Origin of the sequence: Streptomyces flavotricini (assembly GCF_020639365.1) — a bacterium.
Taxonomy (GTDB): Bacteria; Actinomycetota; Actinomycetes; order Streptomycetales; family Streptomycetaceae; genus Streptomyces; species Streptomyces flavotricini.
Genome location: NZ_JAINUL010000001.1, coordinates 4,068,714 through 4,090,628, shown reverse-complemented (window position 1 = coordinate 4,090,628; position 21,915 = coordinate 4,068,714). Strand labels below are relative to the sequence as shown.

Genomic DNA, 21,915 nt, shown 5'->3' with positions numbered 1-21,915 from the left:
GGCTCGGCAGGGGCCTACAGGTCGCGGTGGACCTTCGTGTTCGAGGCCTGGGCGCGGGGGCGGACCACCAGGAGGTCGATGTTGACGTGGCTGGGGCGGGTCACGGCCCAGGTGATGGTGTCGGCCACGTCGTCGGCGGTCAGGGGGGCCGCGACGCCCGCGTACACCTTCTCGGCCTTCTCGGCGTCGCCGCGGAAGCGGGTCTTGGCGAATTCCTCGGTCTTCACCATGCCCGGGGCGATCTCGATGACGCGGACCGGCAGGCCGACGATCTCCAGGCGCAGGGTCTCGGCCAGGACGCGGGCGCCGTTCTTCGCGGCGACGTAGCCGGCGCCGCCCTCGTACGTGGCATGGCCCGCGGTGGAGGACAGGACGACGACCGTGCCGTCGCCGGAGGCGATGAGGGCGGGCAGGAGGGCCTGGGTGACGTGGAGGGTGCCGATGACGTTGACCTCGTACATCGTGCGCCAGTCGGCGGGGTCGCCGGTGGCGACGGGCTCGGCGCCGATGGCGCCGCCCGCGTTGTTGACGAGCACGTCGCAGCGGTCGAGGGAGGCGGCGAAGGCGTCGACGGCCGCGCGGTCGGTGACGTCGAGGGCGTGGGCGGCGGCGGAGTGGCCGGCCGCCGTCAGCTCGGCGGCGAGGGCCTCGATGCGGTCCTTGCGGCGGGCGGTGAGGACGACGTGGTAGCCGGCGTCGGCGAGCTGCCGGGCGGTGGCCGCGCCGATGCCGCTGCTCGCGCCGGTGACTACGGCGGTCCGGTTGGCGGTGGCGCTGGCCGTGCTCATCTGCGGGCTCCTCGGTCGTTCGGTCGTTCGGTCATGCGTGCGGGCGATTACTCGCCAGCATAGGCGGGGCGCACCGCGCCTCGCCGCGTTGTCCTCAGTCGCCGATGCTCCGCACGGACTCCTTCGTCCGCCTTGCGATGCACGGTGCCGGACACCGCGAGCTGATCCGCCCTGATCCGCCCTGATCCACGAGACGCGACCTAGCGGCCGCGCGGGGCGTACATGATCACCGCCATGCCGGCGAGGCAGACGAGGGCGCCCGCGACGTCCCAGCGGTCGGGGCGGTAGCCGTCGGCGACCATGCCCCACACGAGGGAGCCCGCGACGAAGACCCCGCCGTACGCGGCGAGGACGCGGGCGAAGTCGCCCTGGGGCTGGAGGGTGGCGACGAAGCCGTAGAGGCCGAGGGCGATCACCCCGGCGCCGATCCAGGCCCAGCCCTTGTGCTCGCGCACGCCCTGCCAGACGAGCCAGGCGCCGCCGATCTCCAGGACGGCGGCGAGGGCGAACAGGGCGGCGGAGCGGGCGATCAGCATGGCGCGAAGCGTACGCAGGGGGCCTCCGGGACCGGATGGCCGCCGCCTGTCGATGCCCGCCGGTTGGGCGAGGGGCTCGCCCCCGTTCGTGTGATGGTCCGACCGGACGGGGGCGGTGCGGGCTAGCCTCCGCGCGTGGAGGTGGTGGCGGTGCGCCGTGGTGCCGTACGGAGTGTGGTGGTGGCGGGCTTGCTGGTGCTCGGGGTGTCCGGGGTGTCCGGGACGGAGGCGGGGGCGGCTGCCCGCGGCGGTCCCGAGGCCGACGTGGCGTACCACGGGCGGGTGTCGCTGTCGCAGGGGCGGCTGCGGGTGTGGGTGGTGCCGCAGAACGAGGGGCCGGCCGCGCTGCCCAACGCGACGCTGCGGGTGCGCCTGTCGGCGGACCTCGCGGACCGGCAGGAGCTGGCGCAGGGCTGTGCGCGGGCCGGGCTGCGCGAGGTGGTGTGCGAGACGGGCGCGCTGCCGCTGCACGGCCGCGGCCGGCACATCGGGCTGCTGCTGGACTTGAAGGAGCCGGTGCCGGAGGTGGTGGTCCGGATCGACACCTGGTGGAACGGGGGTGCGTCCGACCGGGACCTGTCCAACAACCAGCACGCGGTGCTGGCGCTGGACACGGGCGACTCCTACGCCTTCTGACCCGGCCGCCCCTCGCGCACATTCCCTGGGCGGACACCCCTACGGGGTGACCACGCCGCCGAATTCCTCGACGGCCTCGCTGACGATCCGCTCCAGCCGGGCGTGGTGGGCGCCGCGCCAGTAGACGCGCTCGCACGCCGCGCACTGCGCGAAGACGTCGTACGAGCGCTGCGTCCCGCTCTCGAGGCGGTCGCCGACGCTGTCCTTGTCGGCCTCGCGCAGCGGCCCGTTGCACGCGGTGCACCGGGTCCACGGGGCGAGGGCGGGGGCGAAGCGGCCGAGGACGTCGCGCAGTTGTTCGTCGGGGTTGTCGCTGTAGACGTACGCGCCGGCGAACAGCTCGCGGCGGCGCAGCAGTCCGCGGTCCCGGGAGAGCAGGACGCGGTGTTCGGCGGCGGAGCGGGTGGCCAGGGCGGGGTCGCCGATGTCCTCGTTCTCGTACGCGGTGTCCACGCCGAGCAGGCGCATGCGGCGGGCGAGCGTGCCGAGGTGGACGTCGAGCAGGAAGCGCAGCGGCGGGGCGTCGGGGCCGCCCGGGAGGTGCTGGGGGCGCTCGACGCCGAAGACCTCGACGGATTCCCCGGCGCGGGGTACGTACGAGACGGGCACCTCCTGCCCGTCGACGAGGAGCCGGCCGACCTCGGTGAGCGGGACGCCGGCCGACTCGACGACGTGGCCGAGGCTGGAGGCGCCGTCGGTCGTGGTCGGTACGCGCGTGCCGCGCCGGGCGGGTGCGGCGAACACGTGCAGTTCGGGGGCGAGGGTGAGGGCGATGGCTGGTCCGTTCACGGGGCCAGCATGCCACTGCAGGGCGGGGCCCCGCGGGAGAATTACGCCTGGGAGGCGGCCGCGGCCCTGTCGTGGTGTTCGCGGTGGGCGTTGACCTCGTCGAAGTGGTTCTCGGCCCACTGCTTCACGGACGTGAGGAGGCAGGCGAGGCTGCTGCCGAGTCCGGTGAGGCGGTAGTCGACGCGGACGGGGACCGTGGGGGTGACCGTGCGGGTGACGAGGCCGTCGCGTTCGAGGGAGCGCAGGGTCTGGGTGAGCATCTTCTGGCTGACGCCGGGGATCTTGCGGCCGAGGTCGCTGTAGCGCATGGAGTCGTCCTCGGCCTGGGCGAGCGCGGCGACGATGAGGCCGACCCACTTGTCGCTGATGCGGGCCAGGAGTTGGCTGGTGGGGCACTCCTTGAGGAAGGCGTCGTAGGCGTAGCGGGCCTCTTCGCGGCGGGCCGCGGCGGTACGGGTGGCCATCGGGTGCCCCACTTCCGGGTCGGGTACGCACCTCCGAGTACGTACTTACGAAAGGAGAGTACCTCTCCCTAGGTTAGTGCTCAGCAGGAACGCGTGAACGAGACCGACCGAATCGGGGAGAGACCATGAGCGGGAACGAGCAGAGCGTACGGACCATGCGGGCGGCCGTCGTCAGCGCCTTCGGCGGGCCGGAGCAGGTGGAGATCGTGCGGGTACCGGTCCCGCTCCCGGCGCCCGGACAGGTCCGCGTCCGCGTCGAGGCGGCCGGGGTGAATCCGGTGGACGGCGCCGTCCGCGTCGGCGTCTTCGGCGGCGCCGGGACGCGGCTCGGGCTCGGCTGGGACGTGGCGGGCGAGATCGACGCGGTCGGCGCCGACGTCACCGGCTGGTCGGTGGGGCAGCGGGTGGTCGGACTGCACTACGGGCCGGTCAAGCCGCTGGGCACGCACGCGGAGTACGAGGTGCTCGACGCCTCGGCGGTGGCGGCCGCGCCGGTCACCGTGGACGCCGCGGCCGCGGCCGGGCTGCCGCTGAGCGGGCTGACCGCCGCCCGGGCGGTGGGGCTGCTGGGGCTGGCGCCGGGGTCCTCGGTGCTCGTCACCGGAGCCGCGGGCGTGGTCGGCGCGCTCGCGGTGCAGCTCGCCGTACGGGCGGGGCTGGTGGTGACGGGCCTGGCGGGGGAGTCGGACGAGGAGTTCGTACGGTCCCTGGGCGCGAAGGAGTTCGTCCCGCGCGGCTCCGTTCCGGCCGGGCCGGTGGACGGGGTCGTGGACGCGGCCGTACTGGGGGACCCGGCGCTGGGCTTCGTCCGTGACGGCGGGGTGTACGTGGGCCTGCGCCCGCACGCCGGCCCGACTGCGGAGCGGGGGATCCGGGTGGTGGAGCAGGAGGTCGCGGCGGACGGCGCGCACCTCGCGGAGCTGGTGGCCCTGGTGGACGCGGGTGCCCTGACCCTGCGGGTCTCGCAGACGATCCCGCTGGCGGACGCGGTGAAGGCCCACGCCCGCCTGGCGGAGCCGGGCACCCGCGGCCGCCTGGTGCTGACCACCGCCTGACCGGGGCGCACGACCGGGTGGCCCGCCCCGGCCGGGGGACCGGCGGGCCACCCGGGCCCGGGGCGCCCTCAGTGGAACAGGGCGTATCCGGTGGGGGCGCCGGGCATCTGCCGGGCGAAGCCCTGGAGGAAGAAGCAGGCGACCAACTCTTGCTTCCGGTTCCGCCCTCCGCCCCGGGGTTACGCGCCGGCAGCGGGATCGCGTCTGTGCACCCATGACCGCGCTGTACGGGCGTCCGGCTTACGGCCGTCCGGCAGCGGCCTCGGCGGCTTCGCCGGCATCGGCGGCATCGGTGGGCGAGCCGGGTGGGGCGGGCGCCGCCGGGACGAACGCGCCCGTCAGCAGGCCGCGTACGGTCAGGGAGGCCGCGGTGGCCCAGGCCGCCAGCAGGAAGGCGTACAGGAACACCGCGAGCCAGCGGTACAGCACCAGGCCCGTGTGCTGGGCCAGCCCCTCCGCCCCCGTCACGCAGGTGCCCACCGGGAAGGTCAGCGCCCACCAGGTCAGCGAGAACCGCATCCCGAGCCGCCGCGCCCGTACGAGCATCGCGCAGGCAAAGGCGAACCAGAGCAGCGCGAACCCCATCACCGGCACCCCGTAGATCACGGCCAGCATCCGGAAGCCCTCGGCGTACGGGGGCTGCACCACCCCCGGGGCGGCGTCGGCGAACTTGTTGGCGGCGGTGACCGACTGCCCCAGCGGGCCGAGCACCAGGAAGAGCGTCGGGGTCAGCACGAGCGGCAGCCGCGGGCCGGTCACCATCCGCCCGAAGACGATGGGCAGCAGCACCAGCGTGGCCAGCATGCTCAGCCCGAACATCGTGTAGCAGCCGAGCAGCAGGGCGCGCTGCCACTGGCCGGGCGGCAGGTGCGGGATCAGCAGCGGGCCGAGCGCGGCGGAGACCATGGGGGCGACGAGCGGGAGCAGCCAGACGGGTGAGGCGCTGCCGGGCCTGATCCGGTGGCTCTCGACCATCAGATACGGGATGGCGACGGCGGCGAGCAGTCCGACGGCCGTTCCTGTGACGAAGAGGACGGAGTCGACGACCACGGCGGCGTGCAGGCCGATGAGGTCCTTGCCGACCAGCATCGTGCCGCCGCCGACGGCCAGCAGGGCCATGGACAGGCAGCCGTAGAAGGGGGCGACGGCCGGGTCGAGCAGATGGTCCCGGGCCTGGTCGGGGTGGCGGGCCCAGTGGACGGCGCGGGCGATGAGCAGCACGGCCAGCATGACGGCGGACAGGGCCCAGAAGACCAGGCTGAAGGTGTGGGCTCCGCGGACGTGCACGGGCAGGGCGACGCCCGCGTTGGCGACGATGGCGGTCCCCATCACGCTGGCGTACCAGTTGGGGCCGAGGTGCCGGATCAGGCCGGCGGAGGGCGGGGGCGGGGGCGCGGCCATGTGCTCACCGTGACCCGGGCCGATCACCCCCGCAACCGGGTGGATCCGTGCTGACCAGCGCGAACAGTGCCGGCTGGCCCCTGCATCCGCGCGGTGGAACACTCGTTCCATGGGTGCCTCGACTGTGCCGGTGCCGGTGCCGGTGCCGGTGCCGGTGCCGCAGCCCGTGCGGGTCCGGCTGGACGATCCCGCGTACCACGAGCTGGCGCGTTCCTTCCGCGGCAGCCTGGTGCGCGCCGGGGACGCCCCGTACGAGGAGCGCCGGCGGATCTGGAACGGCGCCATCGACCGGCATCCGGCCCTGATCGCGCCCTGTACCGGTTCCGCCGATGTGGTGGCGGCGCTGAAGTGGGCGGTGGAGACGGGTGCGCCGGTCGCGGTGCGCGGCGGCGGGCACAGTTTCCCGGGGCATTCGGTCTGCGACGGCGGCGTGGTGATCGACCTGTCGGCGATGAAGGAGATCCGGGTGGACCCCGAGGCCCGTACGGCCCGCGTCGGGGCGGGGGCGCTGCTCGGCGAGCTGGACGCGGCGACGCAGCCGTTCGGGCTGGCCGTGCCGTCGGGGATCGTCACGCACACCGGCGTCGCGGGGCTCACCCTCGGCGGCGGGATCGGCTGGCTGAGCCGGAAGTACGGGCTGAGCGTGGACCAGCTGCTGTCGGTGGACCTGGTCACCGCGGGCGGGGAACGGGTCACGGCCGGTGCGGCGCACGAGCCGGAGCTGTTCTGGGGCATGCGCGGGGCGGGCGGGAACTTCGGCATCGTCACGGAGTTCACGTTCCGGCTCAATCCCGTCGGTCCGACCGTGCTCGCCGGGCCGGTGCTGTGGCCGGTGGAGGATTCGCCGCAGGTCATGCGGTTCTACCGGGACTGGATCGCGGGGGCGCCGGACGAGCTGACGACGATCGTGATCCACCGCAAGGCCCCGCCGTCGCCGGCGCTCCCGCCGGAGCTGCACGGCCGGCCGGTGGTGATGGTGATCGCCTGCTGGGTGGGGGAACCGGAGGCGGGCGAGGAAGTGATGCGGCCGATGCGGGAGTTCGGGCGGCCGCTGCTCGACCTGTGCCGGCCGAAGCCGTACCTGGCGCACCAGGCGATGTTCGACCCCTCGTTCCCGCACGGCTGGCGGTACTACTTCCGGGGCTGCGGCCTCGACCGGCTCGACGACGGCGCGCTGGACGTGATGGCGCGGTACGCGGGGCGGATCGCCTCGCCGCAGAGCGGGTTCCCGCTGTTCCAGCTGGGTGGCGCGGTCGCCCGGGTCGGCGAGGACGACACGGCGGCCTCGGGCCGCTCCCTGGGTCACATGCTGAACATCAACGGGATCCGGGAGGCGCCCGAGGGCTTCGACGAGGAGCGCGGGTGGGTCCGGGAGTTCTGGTCCGCGATGCAGCCGTACCAGGCGGGCGTGTACGTGAACTTCCTGATGGACGAGGGCGAGCAGCGCATCCGCCTGGCCTACGGCTCGCGGGAGCGGAAGCTGGAGCGGCTGCGCGCCCTGAAGGCCGAGTGGGATCCGGGGAACGTGTTCCGCCTCAACCAGAACATCCCGCCGGCGGGCGCGTAGGCCGTGTCTCGGGGGCGTCTTGCCGCGATCGTCTCCGGCGCGGCTACGGGCGCTCGCGCGAAGGCATGGCCAGGCTGGGCGGCGGGATCACCATCCAGCGAGCCGGAGGCGTAGATGAACCCGATGGAGCAGGCCGCACTGGACGAGGTGCTGCGCGAGATCGTCGCCGACGGCGCCACCCCGGGGGGCGTGGTCGTCTGCGGTACGGCGGCCGGCGAGCGGGCCGTCCTGTCGGCCGGGGTCGTGTCCCCGTTCACCGGCCCCGGCACCCCCGACGAGCACACCGTCTACGACATCGCGTCCCTGACGAAGGTCACCGCGACCTGGCCGCTCGTCGGCCGCGCCGTCGACGAGGGCCTGCTCGACCTCGACACGCCCGTGCGGGAGTTCCTGCCGCCGATGGACGGTGCGATGCCGAGCGGGGAGGCCACCGTACGGCAGCTGCTCTCGCACACCTCCGGCCTGCGGGCCGCCACCCGCTTCGACCTCTACGACCTGACCGAGCGCCCGCTGCACGAGCTGATCTGCCACGAGCTGATGGAGAACCTCCCCGGCGTCCACCGCTACATCAACCGCGGCTACATCCTGCTCGGTCTGGCCCTCGCCCATGTGCACGGCCGGCCGCTGGACGAACTCGCCACCGGGCTGTGGGCCGAGCTGGGCATGACCGACACCGCGTACGGCCCGGTCAGGCAGGAGCCGCGCGTCGCGCCGACCGAGCGCCACGAAGGCCACGACCGGTTGTGGGGGGCCGTCCACGACGAGAACGCGGCGATCATGGGCGGCGTCGCCGGGCACGCCGGGGTCTTCGCGCCGGCGGCCGACCTGGCGACGTACGCCGAGCACCTGCTCGCCGGGCGACAGACCCCGCTCGGGCAGTGGTTCAGGATGAGTCTGGTCCCGCAGGCGGAGATCGAGCCGGGTCTGCAACGGGGCCTGGGCTGGATCCTGGACGCGGGCGGGACGGTGGCCTACCACCACGGGTTCACGGGTACGAGTCTCCACCTCGCCCCCGCCACGGGCCGGTACGTGGTCATCCTCACCAACGCCGTCCACAACGGCGCCGCGGCGCGCATCCGGATCACTCCGCTGCGCGAGCGCGCCCACAAGATCCTCGCGGCCGGTTGACCGGGCGGAACGGGGGTCAGGGCCAGACCAGGCAGTACGGCTGGTGACCCGCCTCGTGTAGGCGGTGGCTGAAGTCCTGCCACTCGTGGAGCAGCTGGTAGACGTTGAACGCGTCGCGCGGGCCGCCGCGGTCGGGGACCGTGGACCAGATGAAGGCGGCCGCGCCGACCGACTCCTCGCCGATGCCGCGCAGCGGGTCGACGACCGTCATCGGGAGTTTGACCACCGCGTAGTCGGGGTGGAGGACGACGAGCTCCAGCGGGGGCACCTTGTGCAGGGGTATGCCCTCGATGCCGGTCAGGACCATCGCGGCCACCGTCTCCGGCTTGATCTTGGTGAACAGGCCGCCCATGCCGAGTTCGTCGCCGCCGAGCTCCTCCGGCCGCATGGTGACCGGGACGCGGGCGGCCGTCGCGCCGTCGGGCGCGCCGAAGTACTTGTAGGTCACGCCCATGCCGCGGCCCTTGGGCAGGCCGTCGGGGGACTCCAGCGGTCCGGGCACCGGATCGGCCGCGTCCGCGGCCCGGCGCCGGTGCTTGCCCCGTCGGCGGGCTTCGCGGGCCTCGCGGGCGCGCTGCGGGTCGAGGCCGTCCGTACCCTCGCCCGGTCCACCACCGCGTTGCATATCTCCACCCGACTGGTCTTGCCTGCCCCGGCCCCGTGGCCCCCGCCACGCAGCCTGATCATCATGGCAGTGACCTCCCCCGGGGCGGCGCGGTGAAACGCCCGTCCGCAAGTCAGTCGCGGCCTGATGAGACCATGGCTGGTGTGAGCTACCCGTACCCGTATGAAGCCAAAGTCTCGCAGACTCTCTTTGACCGCGCGTCCCTCGTGACGCCTGGCGGCGTGAACTCTCCGGTGCGTGCCTTCCGCGCCGTGGGTGGAACGCCCAGGTTCATGGTGTCCGGTACCGGTCCGTACCTGACCGATGCCGACGGCCGCGAGTACGTCGACCTCGTCTGCTCGTGGGGACCGATGATTCTCGGCCACGCCCACCCGGCCGTGGTGGAGGCCATCCAGGCCGCCGTCGCCCGCGGCACCTCCTTCGGCACGCCCGGCGAGGGCGAGGTCGCCCTCGCCGAGGAGATCGTCGAGCGCATCGAGCCCGTGGAGCAGGTCCGCCTGGTGTCCTCGGGCACCGAGGCGACCATGTCGGCGATCCGCCTCGCGCGCGGCTTCACGGGCCGGGCCAAGGTCGTCAAGTTCGCGGGCTGCTATCACGGCCACGTGGACGCGCTGCTCGCCGCGGCCGGTTCCGGTTTGGCAACTTTCGCGCTGCCGGACACCCCCGGGGTGACGGGCGCGCAGGCCGGCGACACGATCGTGCTGCCGTACAACGACCTCGAAGCGGTGCGGGCGGCGTTCGCCGCGCACCCCGGCGAGATCGCCTGCGTGATCACCGAGGCCGCGCCCGGCAACATGGGCGTCGTGACCCCGGCGGCCGGCTTCAACCAGGGTCTGGCGGACCTGTGCCGCGAGAACGGCGCGCTGTACATCTCCGACGAGGTCATGACGGGTTTCCGCACCTCGCGCGCCGGCTGGTACGGCGTCGACGGGGTCAAGCCCGACCTGATGACCTTCGGCAAGGTCATGGGCGGCGGCTTCCCGGCCGCGGCCTTCGGCGGCCGCGCCGACGTGATGGGCCACCTGGCGCCGGTCGGCCCGGTCTACCAGGCGGGCACGCTGTCCGGGAACCCGATCGCCACCGCGGCCGGCCTCGCGCAGCTGCGGCTGCTGGACGCGGCCGCGTACGAGAAGGTCGACGCCGTCTCCGCGCAGATCCAGGGCCTGGTCACGGACGCGCTCGCCAAGGAGGGCGTGGCGCACCGGCTGCAGACCGCGTCCAACATGTTCTCCGTCTTCTTCACCGAGGACGAGGTCAAGAACTACGACGACGCCAAGAAGCAGGAGTCCTTCCGCTTCAACGGCTTCTTCCACTCGATGCTGTCGCAGGGCGTCTACCTGCCGCCTTCGGCCTTCGAGTCGTGGTTCGTCTCCACCGCCCACGACGAGCGGGCGGTCGAGCGGATCGCGGCAGCCCTGCCCGCAGCCGCCCGCGCTGCCGCGCAGGCCACCCCGGAGGCCACCGCATGAGCGAGATCACCGTCGTCCACCTGATGCGCCACGGCGAGGTGCACAACCCGGACGGGGTCCTGTACGGGCGCCGTGCCGGCTACCACCTCTCCGAGCTGGGCCGCGAGATGGCCGAGCGCGTCGCGGACCATCTGCAGAACCGTGACATCACGTACGTGGTCTCCTCCCCGCTGGAGCGGGCGCAGGAGACGGCGGCGCCGGTCGCCAAGAGCCACGGCCTGGTGGTGGCGAGCGACGCGCGGCTGCTGGAGGCGGAGAACGTCTTCGAGGGCAAGACCTTCGGCGTCGGGGACGGCGCGCTGCGCAAGCCCGCCAACTGGAAGCACCTGACGAACCCGTTCAAGCCGTCCTGGGGCGAGCCGTACGTGGAGCAGGTCGTGCGGATGACGAGCGCCATCGAGGCGGCGCGCGACGCGGCCCGCGGCCACGAGGCGGTGGCGGTCAGCCACCAGCTGCCGATCTGGATCGTGCGCAGCTTCGCGGAGAAGCGCCGGCTGTGGCACGACCCGCGGCGCCGGCAGTGCACGCTGGCCTCGCTCACGTCGTTCACGTACGAGGGCGACCGGCTGGTGTCGGTGGGCTACAGCGAGCCGGCCCGGGACCTGGTGCCGGTGCATCTGCTCGCGGGTGCGAAGCCGGTGAAGGGCAAGTCCAAGGCGTTCGGCGCCTAAAAAGTCGTACAAGTCGCAGGGGAATCGCCGCGCCGAGACTCGACTTCGCTGAAAAGTCCGTTTATGTGACTATTCATGAACGGTATGAGCAGGGCAACGCGCGATTTCACCCGAAGGGGAGTGCTCGGGCTCGGCGCGGCGGCGGTCGCGGCCGGGGTCGTCGGCTGCGGAGCCGACGGCGGCCCGGGCCGCCCCGCCCCCGGCGGCCCCGGCGCCTCCCCGTCCGGGGCCGCCGTCCGGCCGATCGGCGACGGCTCCACCGCCGACACCGGCCCGCAGCCCCACCAGCCGGCCGGTCCCGTGCCGCTCCAGCCGGGTGAGACGCCACCGCAGTTCGTGGTGTTCAGCTGGGACGGTGCGGGGGAGATCGGCAACGGCCTGTTCCCGCGCTTCCTCAAGCTCGCCAAGGACCACGGCGCGGCCATGACCTTCTTCCTCTCCGGCCTCTACCTCCTGCCCGAGTCGAAGAAGGACCTCTACAAGCCGCCGAACAACCCGGTCGGGGCCTCCGACATCGGCTACCTCAAGGACGAGAACGTCCGCAACACCCTGGGCTGCGTCCGCCAGGCATGGCTCGACGGCCACGAGGTGGGCACCCACTTCAACGGCCACTTCTGCGGCGGCTCCGGCTCGGTGGCCCACTGGACCGCGGACGACTGGCAGAGCGAGATCGACCAGGCCGTGTCCTTCGTCACCGGCTGGCGGACCAACACCGGCTTCACCGACCTCGAACCGCTGCCGTTCGACTACCGCAAGGAGCTGGTCGGCGGCCGCACGCCGTGCCTGCTGGGCCAGGACAACCTGCTGCCCGTCGCGCGGAAGCTGGGCTGGCGCTACGACGCCTCCTCGCCCGGCGGCGTCCAGGTGTGGCCGACGAAGAAGTCGGGCGTCTGGGACCTGCCGCTGCAGTCCATGCCGTTCCCCGGGCACTCCTTCGAGGTGCTGTCGATGGACTACAACATCCTCGCCAACCAGTCGAAGAACACCACCCGGGGCATGCCCTCCAACTACCCGGCCTGGCGCACCCAGGCCACCGGCTCCTACCTCGGCGGCTTCCGGCGGGCGTACGAGACGAACCGCGCGCCGATGTTCATCGGCAACCACTTCGAGGAGTGGAACGGAGGCATCTACATGGATGCCGTCGAGGAAGCCCTCAAGGGCATGTCGGACAAAAAGGACGTAAGGCTCGTCTCCTTCCGGCAGTTCACCGACTGGATCGACGTACAGGACCCCAAGCTGCTGGCCAAGCTCCAGGAACTGGCCCCGGGCCAGCCGCCGGCCGGCGGCTGGAACGCGTACCTCTCCGCCGTCTGACCAGCGGCTCCGTACACCCTCGGGGGGCGGGAAAGATCCGCAAATCGCTCATGCGAAACTTTTCACATGAGAATTGGCCGTGCTCTCCTGCTCACCGCGGTGACCCTCGCGAGCGCTCTGACCCTGTCGGCGTGCGGCGACGGCGGCGGCAAGCCGAACGGTTCCTCCGGCGGCAACTACGTGACCGGCGCCGGCGGCATCTCCACCGTCGCCAAGGACGCGCGCACCGACGCCCCCAAGCTGGACGGCGAGACCGTCGACGGCAAGACCCTCGACACCACCGCCCTCAAGGGCAAGGTCGTCGTCCTCAACGTGTGGGGCTCCTGGTGCCCGCCGTGCCGCGCCGAGGCCCCGAACTTCGCGAAGGTGTCGAAGGAGCTCGCCGACGCCGGCAAGGACGTGCAGTTCGTCGGCATCAACACCCGCGACACGAGCAAGCAGAACGCCACCTCGTTCGAGGAGAACTTCGGGATCACCTACCCGAGCCTCTACGACCCGGACGGGAAGCTGCTGCTCCGTTTCCCCGCCGGCACGCTCAACCCGCAGGCCATCCCCTCCACGATCGTCCTCGACAAGCAGGGCCGGATCGCCGCCCGCACGCTCGTCGCGATCAACGAGCAGCAGCTGCGCTCCATGATCGACCCCGTGCTCGCGGAGCAGTGACCGAGTGGTCCCCGAGCTCCTCACCCTGGCCGCCGAGCCGACCGGCGTGAACACGACGGTCCTCGACGGGGCCCTGATGCTGGCACTGCCCATCTCGGTCCTCGCCGGACTCGTCTCGTTCTTCTCTCCCTGCGTGCTCCCGCTGGTCCCCGGCTACCTCTCCTACGTCACCGGCATCAGCGGGGCCGACCTCGCCGAGGCCCGGCGCGGCCGGATGCTGGCCGGTGCGGGCCTGTTCATCCTCGGCTTCACGGCCGTGTTCGTCTCCACCGGCGCGCTCTTCGGCTACTTCGGCGGCACGCTCCAGGCGAACCGCGAGATCATCTCCCGGATCCTCGGCGGTCTGGTGATCGTCCTCGGCCTCTTCTTCATGGGCCTGATCCCGGGTCTGACGATGCGGGAGTTCCGCTTCCACAAGAAACCGACCGCGGGCCTGATCGGCGCACCGCTGCTCGGCGTGCTCTTCGGCGTCGGGTGGACCCCCTGCATGGGCCCCACCCTCGCCGCGGTCAGCACGCTCTCCCTCGACCAGGCCAGTGCCGGCCGGGGCGCGCTGCTGACCGTCGCCTACTGTCTGGGGCTGGGCCTGCCCTTCATCCTCGCCGCGATCGCCTTCCGCAAGGCACTCGGTGCTTTCGGCTGGGTGAAGCAGCACTATGCATGGGTGATGCGGATCGGCGGCGGCATGCTGGTCCTGACCGGCCTGTTGCTCGTCACGGGTCTGTGGGCCGGCATCGTCGACGACATGCGCATCTGGACCCAAGGCTTCACGGTGGGGATCTGAGGACTACACGGACATGAGTACGACAGACAAGGCGTCCACCGAGGCGCAGAACCCGTCCGAGGACGCCGCGGAAGCGGCCGCCGGCGCGCAGCTGTCCACCGCCCCCGCGGAGGACACCGGCGGTCCCGTCGGCATCGGCGTGGTCGGCTGGATCCGCTGGTTCTGGCGGCAGCTCACCTCCATGCGAGTGGCGCTGATCCTCCTCTTCCTGCTCTCCCTGGGCTCCATCCCCGGCTCGCTCGTACCGCAGAACCAGGTCGACGCGATGAAGGTGGCCCAGTGGAAGAAGGACCACTCCTTCTGGGTCCCGGCCGCCGAGAAGCTCCAGCTCTTCGACGTCTACAGCTCGGTGTGGTTCTCCGCGATCTACCTGCTGCTGTTCATCTCGCTGATCGGCTGCATCGTCCCGCGCACCTGGCAGTTCGTCGGCCAGCTCACCGGCCGCCCGCCCGGCGCGCCCAAGCGCCTGGACCGGCTGCCCGCGTACGCGACGTGGCGTACGGAGAAGTCCCCCGACGAGGTCCTCGCGCAGGCGAAGACGATCCTCGGCGGGCGCCGGTTCCGTACCGAGGCGGGCACGTCCGCCGTCGCGGCCGAGAAGGGCTACCTGCGCGAGGCGGGCAACCTGCTCTTCCACGTCGCCCTGATCGTGATGCTGATCGCGTTCGCCTGGGGCCAGCTGTTCAAGTCCGAGGGCGGCAAGCTCGTCCTGCGCGGCAAGGGCTTCGCGAACACGCTGACCCAGTACGACGACTTCAAGTACGGCAGCTGGTTCGACCCCGATGACCTGTCGCCCTTCTCCTTCACGCTCGACAAGTTCGACGCCACGTACGAGGAGAGCGGCCCCCAGAAGGGCACCGCGCGCGACTTCAAGGCGTACGTGACCTTCAGCGACGGCGCGCACGGCGCCCCGCAGAAGCGCGAGATCCAGGTCAACAAGCCGATGGAGGTCGACGGGTCCAAGGTCTACCTGCTCGGCCACGGCTACGCGCCGGTCATCTCGGTCACCGACCCGACCGGCAAGGTCGTCTACAAGGACGCCGTGCCGATGCTGCCCTTCGACGCGAATCTGAGCTCTTCGGGCGCGGTCAAGGTGCCGGACGGATACCACGACAAGGACGGCAAGAAGGAGCAGCTCGGCTTCAACGCCATGTTCGTGCCGACCTTCGCAGGCGAGGGCAAGGGCACGATGCTCTCCCAGTTCCCGGACCTGAAGTACCCGGTCCTCGCCCTCAGCGCCTACCACGGCAGCCTGGGCGTGGACTCGGGCCTGCCGCAGAACGTGTACCAGCTGAACACCTCCAAGATGCAGGAGTACAAGGACGCCGACGGGCAGCTGTTCAAGAAGCGGCTGCTGCCCGGCGAGACCATGGAGCTCCCGAACGGCGCGGGCACCGTCAAGTTCGAGGGCATCGAGCGCTGGGCCACCTTCTCGATCACCCGGCAGCCCGGCAGCGGCCTCGCCCTCGGGGGCGCGATCGCCGCGATCGGCGGCCTGGCCGCGTCCCTGTTCATCCAGCGCCGCCGGGTCTGGGTGCGCGCGGTGGCCGGCAAGGACGGCGTGACCGTCGTCGAGATGGCCGGGCTCGGCCGCAGCGAGTCGGCCAAGCTCCCCGAGGAGCTGGGGCAGCTGGCCGCCGCCCTCCACCAGCAGGCGCCCACGGCGCCCGACCAACCTGTCAAGGCAACTGTCGAAGGGGAGCGCGGATGACGCCGCTCGCAGCCGAAGTCAACGAGAATTTGGCTCAGATCAGCAACTACCTGGTCTATTCGTCGATGGCGGTCTACATGCTCGCCTTCTTCGCGCACATCGCCGAGTGGACCTTCGGCAGCCGCAGCAAGGTGGGCCGTACGGCCGCGGCGCTGACCGGCGCCAAGGCCGCGGCGGCCGACGCCCCCGCCGTGCAGGTGCGCGGCAAGGGCGGGACGGCGGTCCTCGACAAGCCGAAGGTCGTCACCCGCTCCGCCGCCGGCACCCGCGACGTCCCGGACGGTCCCGGCGCGGCCGGCGGCACCGAGAACGGCGACCTGTACGGCCGGATCGCTGTCTCGCTGACCACCCTCGCCTTCGTCATCGAGGCGGGCGGCGTCGTGACCCGTGCGATGTCCGTGCAGCGGGCCCCCTGGGGCAACATGTACGAGTTCTCGGTGACCTTCTCCACGGTCGCCGTCGGCGCGTACCTGATGCTCCTGGCGCTGAAGAAGAACGTCCGCTGGCTCGGCCTGATCCTGGTCACCACGGTCCTGCTGGACCTCGGCATCGCCACCACCTGGCTCTACACCGCCAGCGACCAGCTGGTCCCGGCCCTGCACTCGTACTGGCTGTGGATCCACGTCTCCACCGCGATCTTCTGCGGCGCGGTCTTCTACATCGGCGCGGCCGGCGCGGTGCTCTACCTCTTCCGCGACGCGTACGAGGCCAAGCTGGCGGGCGGCGGCACGCCGGGCCGCTTCGCCACCTCGGTGCTGGAGCGGCTGCCCTCGGCGGCCTCGCTCGACAAGTTCTCGTACCGGATCAACGCCGCCGTGTTCCCGCTGTGGACGTTCACCATCGTCGCGGGCGCGATCTGGGCGGGCGACGCCTGGGGCCGCTACTGGGGCTGGGACCCCAAGGAGGTCTGGTCCTTCGTGACCTGGGTGGCGTACGCCTGCTACCTGCACGCCCGCGCCACCGCCGGCTGGAAGGGCCGCAAGGCCGCGTACCTCGCGCTCTTCGCCTTCGCCTGCTGGATCTGGAACTACTACGGCGTGAACATCCTGCTCAGCGGCAAGCACTCGTACGCGGGCGTCTGACGCGAAGGAGTGGGACGCTGGTGGCATGACACCGACACCGGTCAGTCATGCCACCAGCGAGAGCCGCGGCGAGGGCCGCTGGCTCCTGCGCTTCGAGGTGCACGTGCCGAGCGCGTACGAGGCCGTGTGGCCCGCGCTGTCGACGGCGGACGGGCTGCGCGGCTGGCTGGCCGCGGCGGACGTCCTGGAGCGCAGGCTCGGCGGGGCCGTCACCCTGCACTGGCGCAGCGGCGGGACGACGGTCTCCGGCCACGTCACGGCGTGGGACGTCGAGCGGGTCGTCGAGTACACGGTGGGCGAGCACGGCCGGATCCGCTTCCACCTGGAGCCGGTCGGCACGGACTCGACCGTGATCCGCTTCCTGAACGAGCGGACCGGGACGGACGAGGACCGCCTCGACTGCCTGGCCGGCTGGCACCACCACTTCGAGCTGCTGGAATCCGCCCTGCAGGGCCATCCGACGGACTGGTCCCGGTGGACCGACGCCCGCTGGGCCGAGCTGCGGGCGTCCTACGGGTCCTTCTCCAGGACGTAGGCGCTGCGCGCGTTCGGATCGCCGTAGAAGAAGTAGAGCTCCAGCGTCTGCCGGTGGTCGCGGCGCAGCTCGAAGGTCCACTCGTAGAGGTCGGGCAGGCGCAGGCGCACGTGCTGGCCGTAGTTCCAGCCCGCGGGCTCCCGGCCGATGAGCTTCCAGGTGCCGGTTCCGGAGAGCCGCCAGCCGTGGTCGTAGTCCCGTTCCTGCCCGTTGAGGAGGGTGACGGTGGCGCTCCCGTCGGCCCGGAAGACCACCTCGGTGCCCTCGACGCAGCGCCAGGTGCCGACGATCTCGTCGGTGCGCGCGTCGTAGACGGCGGGGGTGGAGTGGGCGACGTGCGGATTGCCCCCGGCCATGGCGAGCAGGGCGGTGACGGCGACCCCGTACGCGAGGAGATTGCGCAGGATCGTGTCGACGACCCGCGGACCCCCGCTGTTCCTCGGCATCCGCCCATTCTTGCAGTCGCCTTGAACGCGTTCAATGCCAGACGGGCCGCAGTGGCGGAAGCTCCCCGTCCCCGCCCAGGGCGCGCAGCAGGCCGGTGAGTTCCCGGCGCAGGGCGGGGAGGTCGACGCGGGTGCCGAGCTCGGCCTCCAGCTCGTGCAGGACCCGCCCGGCGACGGCGAGGTGCTCCTGCGCGGCCGGGGTCAGGACCACCAGCTTGCGCCGCCCGCCCCCGGGGTGCGGCTCGCGCCGTACGTAGCCCCGCTTCTCCAGGTCGTCCACGAGCTGCCCGGCGGCCTGCTTGGTCACCCCGAGCCGCTCGCCGAGCTCGGTGCCGGTGGCCCCGCCCCCTTTGAGCACCTGGAAGGCCATGCCGTGCGCGGGCCGCAGATCGCCGTACCCGGCGGCGCCGAGCCGTCGGGTGAACTCGCCGATCAGCAGCTGGAAGCCGAGCCCGAGCAGGAAGCCGAGCTCGATGCCGGTGTCGCCGGTGTCGCCGGTGGCCTCGGTGCCTTCGGTCTCTTCGTTTCTCGTCACGGAAAACATGGTGACACGACTGGGTCAAGCTGCTTTACTCGTGGAGTAAGTAAAGCGGCTTGACTCAGGAATGAGGGATCTCCCCATGCACGTCATCACGACCTCGCCCGACCACGTCACCACGACCCCCAACGCGGTCATGACCGGCCTGGCCGCGCCCAGCCGGGGCAGCGCCGAGCTCAGCACCTGGCGCGTCGCCATGGCCGCCGGCGCCTCCGGCCCCGAGCACTCCCTCGACCGCGAACAGGTGTGGACGGTCACCGCCGGCGTCGTGGACGTCACCTCGGGCGGCCGCACCGCAAAGGTCGCGGCGGGTGAGACCTTGGTCCTCCCGCCGCACGTACTGCGCCGCGTCCACGCCCCGGAGGCGGCCGAGGCGTACGTGGCGATGCGCTCGGACGCCCTCGTCACGGTCCCGGGAGAAGCGGAACCCCGCGTCCTGCCCTGGGCCCGGTGAGGCGGACGGTCAGTCCTCAGTCCTTGTCCCTGTCCTTGTCGCGGTCCTCGTTCAAGGAGCGCAGGAACTCGGGGTTGTCGTCGGGAGCGATCCACTGCGTGCGGCGCGAGCGGCCGCCGCCGACCGCGGAGCGCTGCCGGCCGGCGAAGAGCCACACCACCGGTCCGACGATCGAGAACAGCAGGATGATGATCACCCAGACCACCTTGGGGAGGTGCTTGACCTCTTCCTCCGGCGTGTTCAGGCAGTCGATGAAGGCGTAGATGGTCAGCGCGATGATCAGCAGGAACGGCAGATAGCGCAGCACGGTGTGGGACCGACTCCCCAGCAGTGACGGGGGACCCGCCTCGGGCCCCGGTGACACTCCCAGGCTAGCCGGTGACGGATACTGGCCCCTATGGCTTACGACGATCTCCGCTCGCTGCTCCGGGCTCTGGAGCGAGAGGGCGACCTCAAGCGCATCAAGGCCGAAGTCGACCCGTACCTGGAGGTCGGGGAGATCGTCGACAGAGTGAACAAGGCGGGGGGTCCCGCCCTCCTCTTCGAGAACGTCAAGGGCTCGGCGATGCCGCTGGCCATGAACGTCTTCGGGACCGACCGCCGACTCCTCAAGGCCCTCGGCCTCACGTCGTACGGCGAGATCAGCGAGAAGATCGGCGGCCTGCTCAAGCCGGAGCTCCCCCAGGGATTCATCGGCGTCCGCGAGGCCTTCGGCAAGCTCGGCTCGATGGTCCACGTGCCGCCGAAGAAGGTGAAGGGCGAGTCCGCGCCCGTCCAGGAGGTCGTCCTCACCGGCGACGACGTGGACCTGGACCGGCTCCCGGCCCTCTTCACCTGGCCCAAGGACGGCGGGTCCTTCTTCAACCTCGGCCTCACCCACACCAAGCACCCCGAGACCGGCGTGCGCAACCTCGGCCTCTACCGCCTCCAGCGCCACGACAAGCGCACCATCGGCATGCACTGGCAGATCCACAAGGACAGCCGCAACCACTACGCGGTCGCCGCCAAGCGCGGCGAGCGCCTCCCGGTCGCGATCGCCTTCGGCTGCCCGCCGGCCGTGACGTACGCGTCGACCGCGCCGCTGCCCGGCGACATCGACGAGTACCTCTTCGCCGGGTTCGTCGCGGGCAAGCGCATCGAGATGGTCGACTGCAAGACGGTCCCGCTCCAGGTCCCGGCCAACGCCGAGGTCGTCATCGAGGGCTGGCTGGAGCCGGGGGAGATGCTCCCGGAGGGCCCCTTCGGCGACCACACGGGCTTCTACACCCCGCAGGAGCCGTTCCCGGCCCTGAAGATCGACTGCGTGACGATGCGCAAGCGCCCGCTCCTCCAGTCGATCGTCGTCGGCCGCCCGCCCACGGAGGACGGCCCGCTCGGCCGCGCGACGGAGCGTTTCTTCCTCCCCCTCCTCAAGATCATCGTCCCGGACATCGTGGACTACCACCTGCCCGAGTCGGGCGGCTTCCACAACTGCGCGATCGTCTCGATCGACAAGAAGTACCCGAAGCACGCCCAGAAGGTCATGCACGCCATCTGGGGCGCCCACATGATGTCGCTGACCAAGCTGATCATCGTCGTGGACTCCGACTGCGACGTCCACGACCTGCACGAGGTGTCCTGGCGGGCGCTCGGCAACACCGACTACTCCCGCGACCTCACGGTGGTCGAGGGCCCGGTCGACCACCTCGACCACGCCTCGTACCAGCAGTTCTGGGGCGGCAAGGCGGGCATCGACGCGACCAAGAAGCTTCCCGAGGAGGGCTACACCCGCGACGGCGGCTGGCCCGACATGGTGGAGTCCGACCCCGCGACGGCGGCCCTGGTGGACCGCCGCTGGAAGGAGTACGGCCTGTGAGCCCGATTGTCGTGGGGGGTCCCGAGCTCTTCCTCGGCGCCGGGGACGTCTACGTGGCCCTGCTGCGCCCGAAGATCGACCCGGCGGACCCGGGCGTCCGGCTGGCCGCCGAGCAGGCGGGCGTCACACCCGAGGAGTTCGCCGGATCCGGCGACGTCTGGGCGCTGATGTACGAGGACGGCCCCGGCCACGGTGAGTTCGAGCTCCCCGGCGCGCGGGACGTCGAGGCGGACGGCTTCGCGGAGCAGCTCCAGGCCGCCCTGGCCTCGGGCGAGCCGTTCACGGTCGAGGCCGGGGATTTCCTGCGCCTCGAAGCCGGCCCTTCGGGCGGCGACTGGGTGGTCACCGCCCGGGTCACCCCGCCCGAGGGCGAGGAGGAGGGCGCCGCCGCCCCCCGGACCCTGGAACTCGGCGCGCTCCCGGCGGCGCGGCTCCTGGCCGACCTCGAAGACTTCCGGAGAGCAATCGCATGATGACGACCGCCGACGGGGTGATCGGGTCCGGCCCGGCGCCGCAGCCGACCGGCAAGGTCAAGGCCTTCCTGCGGCTCGTGATGATCGAGCACTCGGTCTTCGCGCTGCCCTTCGCGTACATCGCGGCGCTGACGGCCATGTTCCAGCTCGACCGCACCATGCACTGGCCCGAGCTGCTGCTCGTCACCGTCTGCATGGTGGGGCTGCGCACCTTCGCGATGGCCGCGAACCGGATCATCGACCGTGAGATCGACGCCCGGAACCCGCGGACCGCCGGGCGCGAACTCGTCACGGGCGCCGTGTCCGTACGGTCGGCCTGGACCGGGGCCGGGATCGCGCTGGCCGTGTTCCTCGGCTCGGCGGCGCTGCTGAACCCGCTGTGCCTGGCGCTGGCGCCGATCGCGGTGGTCCCGATGGTGGTGTACCCGTACGGCAAGCGGTTCACGAACTTCCCGCACGCGATCCTGGGCCTGGCCCAGGCGATGGGACCGGTCGGCGCGTGGCTGGCGGTGACGGGCGAGTGGTCCTGGGACGCGGTGATCCTGGGCCTGGCGGTGGGCGTCTGGATCGGCGGCTTCGACCTCATCTTCGCCTGCCAGGACGTGGCCGCGGACCGCGCGGACGGCGTGAAGTCGGTCCCGGCCCGCTTCGGCGTCCCGGCGGCCCTGTGGGGCGCACGCGGCGCGCACGTCGTGACCACGGCCCTGCTCGCGTGGTACGCGGTGGCGACGGAGGCCGGTCCGTTCTTCTGGGCGGGCCTGGTGATCGTCGTGGCGGCCTTCCTCTACGAGCACACGATCGTGAAGCCGCACGACCTGTCCCGTCTGAACCGCGCCTTCTTCACGGTCAACGGCTTCATCGGCATGGCCCTGTTCGTCTGCGCCCTGGCGGACCTGGTGGCCCGGGGCCTGACCCTGTAGACCCGGGCGGG

General features: G+C 71.9%; 25 protein-coding genes. 16 read left to right on the top strand and 9 right to left on the bottom strand.

Annotation, left to right across the window (positions count from 1 at the left end; all coding sequences use genetic code 11):
- Positions 1–14: 14 nt before the first annotated feature.
- Together K7B10_RS18460 and K7B10_RS18455 are read right to left on the bottom strand one after the other, a co-directional pair.
- Positions 15–788 carry an SDR family NAD(P)-dependent oxidoreductase gene (locus K7B10_RS18460; protein WP_229337211.1) on the bottom strand — a complete coding sequence of 258 codons (774 nt, stop codon included), beginning with the start codon at positions 786–788 and terminating at the stop codon, positions 15–17.
- Positions 789–988: 200 nt separating this feature from the next.
- On the bottom strand, positions 989–1,324 hold the full coding sequence (locus K7B10_RS18455) for a YnfA family protein (protein ID WP_229337209.1): 336 nt from the start codon (positions 1,322–1,324) through the stop codon (positions 989–991).
- 135 nt (positions 1,325–1,459) lie between these two features.
- Between K7B10_RS18455 and K7B10_RS18450 the strand changes: the two genes are divergently transcribed.
- Entirely contained in the window at positions 1,460–1,960 is a 501-nt protein-coding gene (locus K7B10_RS18450) for a hypothetical protein (RefSeq protein ID WP_229337207.1), read from the top strand.
- A 39-nt stretch (positions 1,961–1,999) separates the two neighbouring features.
- Here K7B10_RS18450 and K7B10_RS18445 read toward each other — a convergent pair whose 3' ends face one another.
- Together K7B10_RS18445 and K7B10_RS18440 are read right to left on the bottom strand one after the other, a co-directional pair.
- Positions 2,000–2,749: a Mut7-C RNAse domain-containing protein gene (locus tag K7B10_RS18445; RefSeq protein WP_229337205.1), complete on the bottom strand. Its 750-nt coding sequence runs from the start codon at positions 2,747–2,749 to the stop codon at positions 2,000–2,002.
- A gap of 41 nt (positions 2,750–2,790) precedes the next feature.
- Complete coding sequence (locus K7B10_RS18440) at positions 2,791–3,213, bottom strand: winged helix-turn-helix transcriptional regulator (RefSeq protein WP_229337203.1); 423 nt, start codon at positions 3,211–3,213, stop codon at positions 2,791–2,793.
- 155 nt (positions 3,214–3,368) lie between these two features.
- Here K7B10_RS18440 and K7B10_RS18435 point away from each other — a divergent pair, with 155 nt between their 5' ends.
- Positions 3,369–4,268, top strand: a complete 900-nt coding sequence (locus K7B10_RS18435; RefSeq protein WP_229345190.1) for an NADP-dependent oxidoreductase — start codon at positions 3,369–3,371, stop codon at positions 4,266–4,268.
- A 240-nt stretch (positions 4,269–4,508) separates the two neighbouring features.
- Here K7B10_RS18435 and K7B10_RS18430 read toward each other — a convergent pair whose 3' ends face one another.
- Entirely contained in the window at positions 4,509–5,669 is a 1,161-nt protein-coding gene (locus tag K7B10_RS18430; protein ID WP_229337202.1) for a TDT family transporter, read from the bottom strand.
- A 109-nt stretch (positions 5,670–5,778) separates the two neighbouring features.
- Here K7B10_RS18430 and K7B10_RS18425 point away from each other — a divergent pair, with 109 nt between their 5' ends.
- The gene (locus K7B10_RS18425; RefSeq protein WP_229337200.1) at positions 5,779–7,236 is read left to right on the top strand and encodes an FAD-binding oxidoreductase; all 1,458 of its coding nucleotides are present in this window, start codon (positions 5,779–5,781) and stop codon (positions 7,234–7,236) included.
- Between the two features lie 114 nt (positions 7,237–7,350).
- Positions 7,351–8,364 (top strand): serine hydrolase domain-containing protein, encoded by a 1,014-nt coding sequence (locus K7B10_RS18420; protein WP_229337198.1) that lies wholly within the window; start codon positions 7,351–7,353, stop codon positions 8,362–8,364.
- 16 nt (positions 8,365–8,380) lie between these two features.
- On the opposite strand, the gene K7B10_RS18415 is transcribed toward K7B10_RS18420, so the two are convergent.
- Entirely contained in the window at positions 8,381–8,818 is a 438-nt protein-coding gene (locus K7B10_RS18415; protein WP_030161262.1) for a hypothetical protein, read from the bottom strand.
- Between the two features lie 305 nt (positions 8,819–9,123).
- Between K7B10_RS18415 and hemL the strand changes: the two genes are divergently transcribed.
- From hemL to K7B10_RS18375, 8 genes are all read left to right on the top strand, one after another.
- Positions 9,124–10,458 carry a glutamate-1-semialdehyde 2,1-aminomutase gene (hemL, locus tag K7B10_RS18410; RefSeq protein WP_229337196.1) on the top strand — a complete coding sequence of 445 codons (1,335 nt, stop codon included), beginning with the start codon at positions 9,124–9,126 and terminating at the stop codon, positions 10,456–10,458.
- Entirely contained in the window at positions 10,455–11,129 is a 675-nt protein-coding gene (locus tag K7B10_RS18405; RefSeq protein ID WP_229337194.1) for a histidine phosphatase family protein, read from the top strand. The genes hemL and K7B10_RS18405 overlap by 4 nt, the downstream gene beginning before the upstream one ends.
- A gap of 84 nt (positions 11,130–11,213) precedes the next feature.
- Entirely contained in the window at positions 11,214–12,443 is a 1,230-nt protein-coding gene (locus tag K7B10_RS18400) for a polysaccharide deacetylase family protein (protein ID WP_229337191.1), read from the top strand.
- A 66-nt stretch (positions 12,444–12,509) separates the two neighbouring features.
- Complete coding sequence (locus tag K7B10_RS18395; RefSeq protein ID WP_229337189.1) at positions 12,510–13,106, top strand: TlpA family protein disulfide reductase; 597 nt, start codon at positions 12,510–12,512, stop codon at positions 13,104–13,106.
- A gap of 4 nt (positions 13,107–13,110) precedes the next feature.
- The gene (locus K7B10_RS18390; RefSeq protein WP_229337187.1) at positions 13,111–13,890 is read left to right on the top strand and encodes a cytochrome c biogenesis CcdA family protein; all 780 of its coding nucleotides are present in this window, start codon (positions 13,111–13,113) and stop codon (positions 13,888–13,890) included.
- Between the two features lie 13 nt (positions 13,891–13,903).
- On the top strand, positions 13,904–15,601 hold the full coding sequence (resB, locus tag K7B10_RS18385; RefSeq protein ID WP_229337185.1) for a cytochrome c biogenesis protein ResB: 1,698 nt from the start codon (positions 13,904–13,906) through the stop codon (positions 15,599–15,601).
- The gene (ccsB, locus tag K7B10_RS18380) at positions 15,598–16,683 is read left to right on the top strand and encodes a c-type cytochrome biogenesis protein CcsB (RefSeq protein WP_229337183.1); all 1,086 of its coding nucleotides are present in this window, start codon (positions 15,598–15,600) and stop codon (positions 16,681–16,683) included. The genes resB and ccsB overlap by 4 nt, the downstream gene beginning before the upstream one ends.
- Positions 16,684–16,708: 25 nt before the next feature.
- Positions 16,709–17,218: an SRPBCC domain-containing protein gene (locus K7B10_RS18375; protein ID WP_229337182.1), complete on the top strand. Its 510-nt coding sequence runs from the start codon at positions 16,709–16,711 to the stop codon at positions 17,216–17,218.
- Here the strand turns inward: K7B10_RS18375 and K7B10_RS18370 are convergent.
- Both K7B10_RS18370 and K7B10_RS18365 read right to left on the bottom strand, forming a co-directional pair.
- On the bottom strand, positions 17,194–17,664 hold the full coding sequence (locus K7B10_RS18370) for a hypothetical protein (RefSeq protein WP_229337179.1): 471 nt from the start codon (positions 17,662–17,664) through the stop codon (positions 17,194–17,196). The two genes, K7B10_RS18375 and K7B10_RS18370, sit on opposite strands and share 25 nt — an antisense overlap.
- Before the next feature lie 31 nt (positions 17,665–17,695).
- Entirely contained in the window at positions 17,696–18,139 is a 444-nt protein-coding gene (locus tag K7B10_RS18365) for a MarR family winged helix-turn-helix transcriptional regulator (RefSeq protein ID WP_229345188.1), read from the bottom strand.
- A gap of 145 nt (positions 18,140–18,284) precedes the next feature.
- On the opposite strand from K7B10_RS18365, the gene K7B10_RS18360 reads away from it, so the two are divergent.
- Positions 18,285–18,656, top strand: a complete 372-nt coding sequence (locus tag K7B10_RS18360) for a cupin domain-containing protein (protein ID WP_229337177.1) — start codon at positions 18,285–18,287, stop codon at positions 18,654–18,656.
- Between the two features lie 16 nt (positions 18,657–18,672).
- Here K7B10_RS18360 and K7B10_RS18355 read toward each other — a convergent pair whose 3' ends face one another.
- Entirely contained in the window at positions 18,673–18,963 is a 291-nt protein-coding gene (locus K7B10_RS18355; RefSeq protein ID WP_229337175.1) for a PLD nuclease N-terminal domain-containing protein, read from the bottom strand.
- A 90-nt stretch (positions 18,964–19,053) separates the two neighbouring features.
- Here K7B10_RS18355 and K7B10_RS18350 point away from each other — a divergent pair, with 90 nt between their 5' ends.
- Genes K7B10_RS18350 through mqnP form a run of 3 tightly spaced genes read left to right on the top strand, consistent with a single transcriptional unit; the run spans position 19,054 to position 21,904 of the window.
- Positions 19,054–20,511, top strand: a complete 1,458-nt coding sequence (locus K7B10_RS18350; protein ID WP_229337173.1) for a menaquinone biosynthesis decarboxylase — start codon at positions 19,054–19,056, stop codon at positions 20,509–20,511.
- Entirely contained in the window at positions 20,508–20,984 is a 477-nt protein-coding gene (locus K7B10_RS18345; protein ID WP_229337171.1) for a hypothetical protein, read from the top strand. Before K7B10_RS18350 ends, K7B10_RS18345 begins: the two co-directional genes overlap by 4 nt.
- Entirely contained in the window at positions 20,981–21,904 is a 924-nt protein-coding gene (gene mqnP, locus K7B10_RS18340) for a menaquinone biosynthesis prenyltransferase MqnP (protein WP_372481429.1), read from the top strand. Before K7B10_RS18345 ends, mqnP begins: the two co-directional genes overlap by 4 nt.
- Positions 21,905–21,915: the final 11 nt, after the last annotated feature.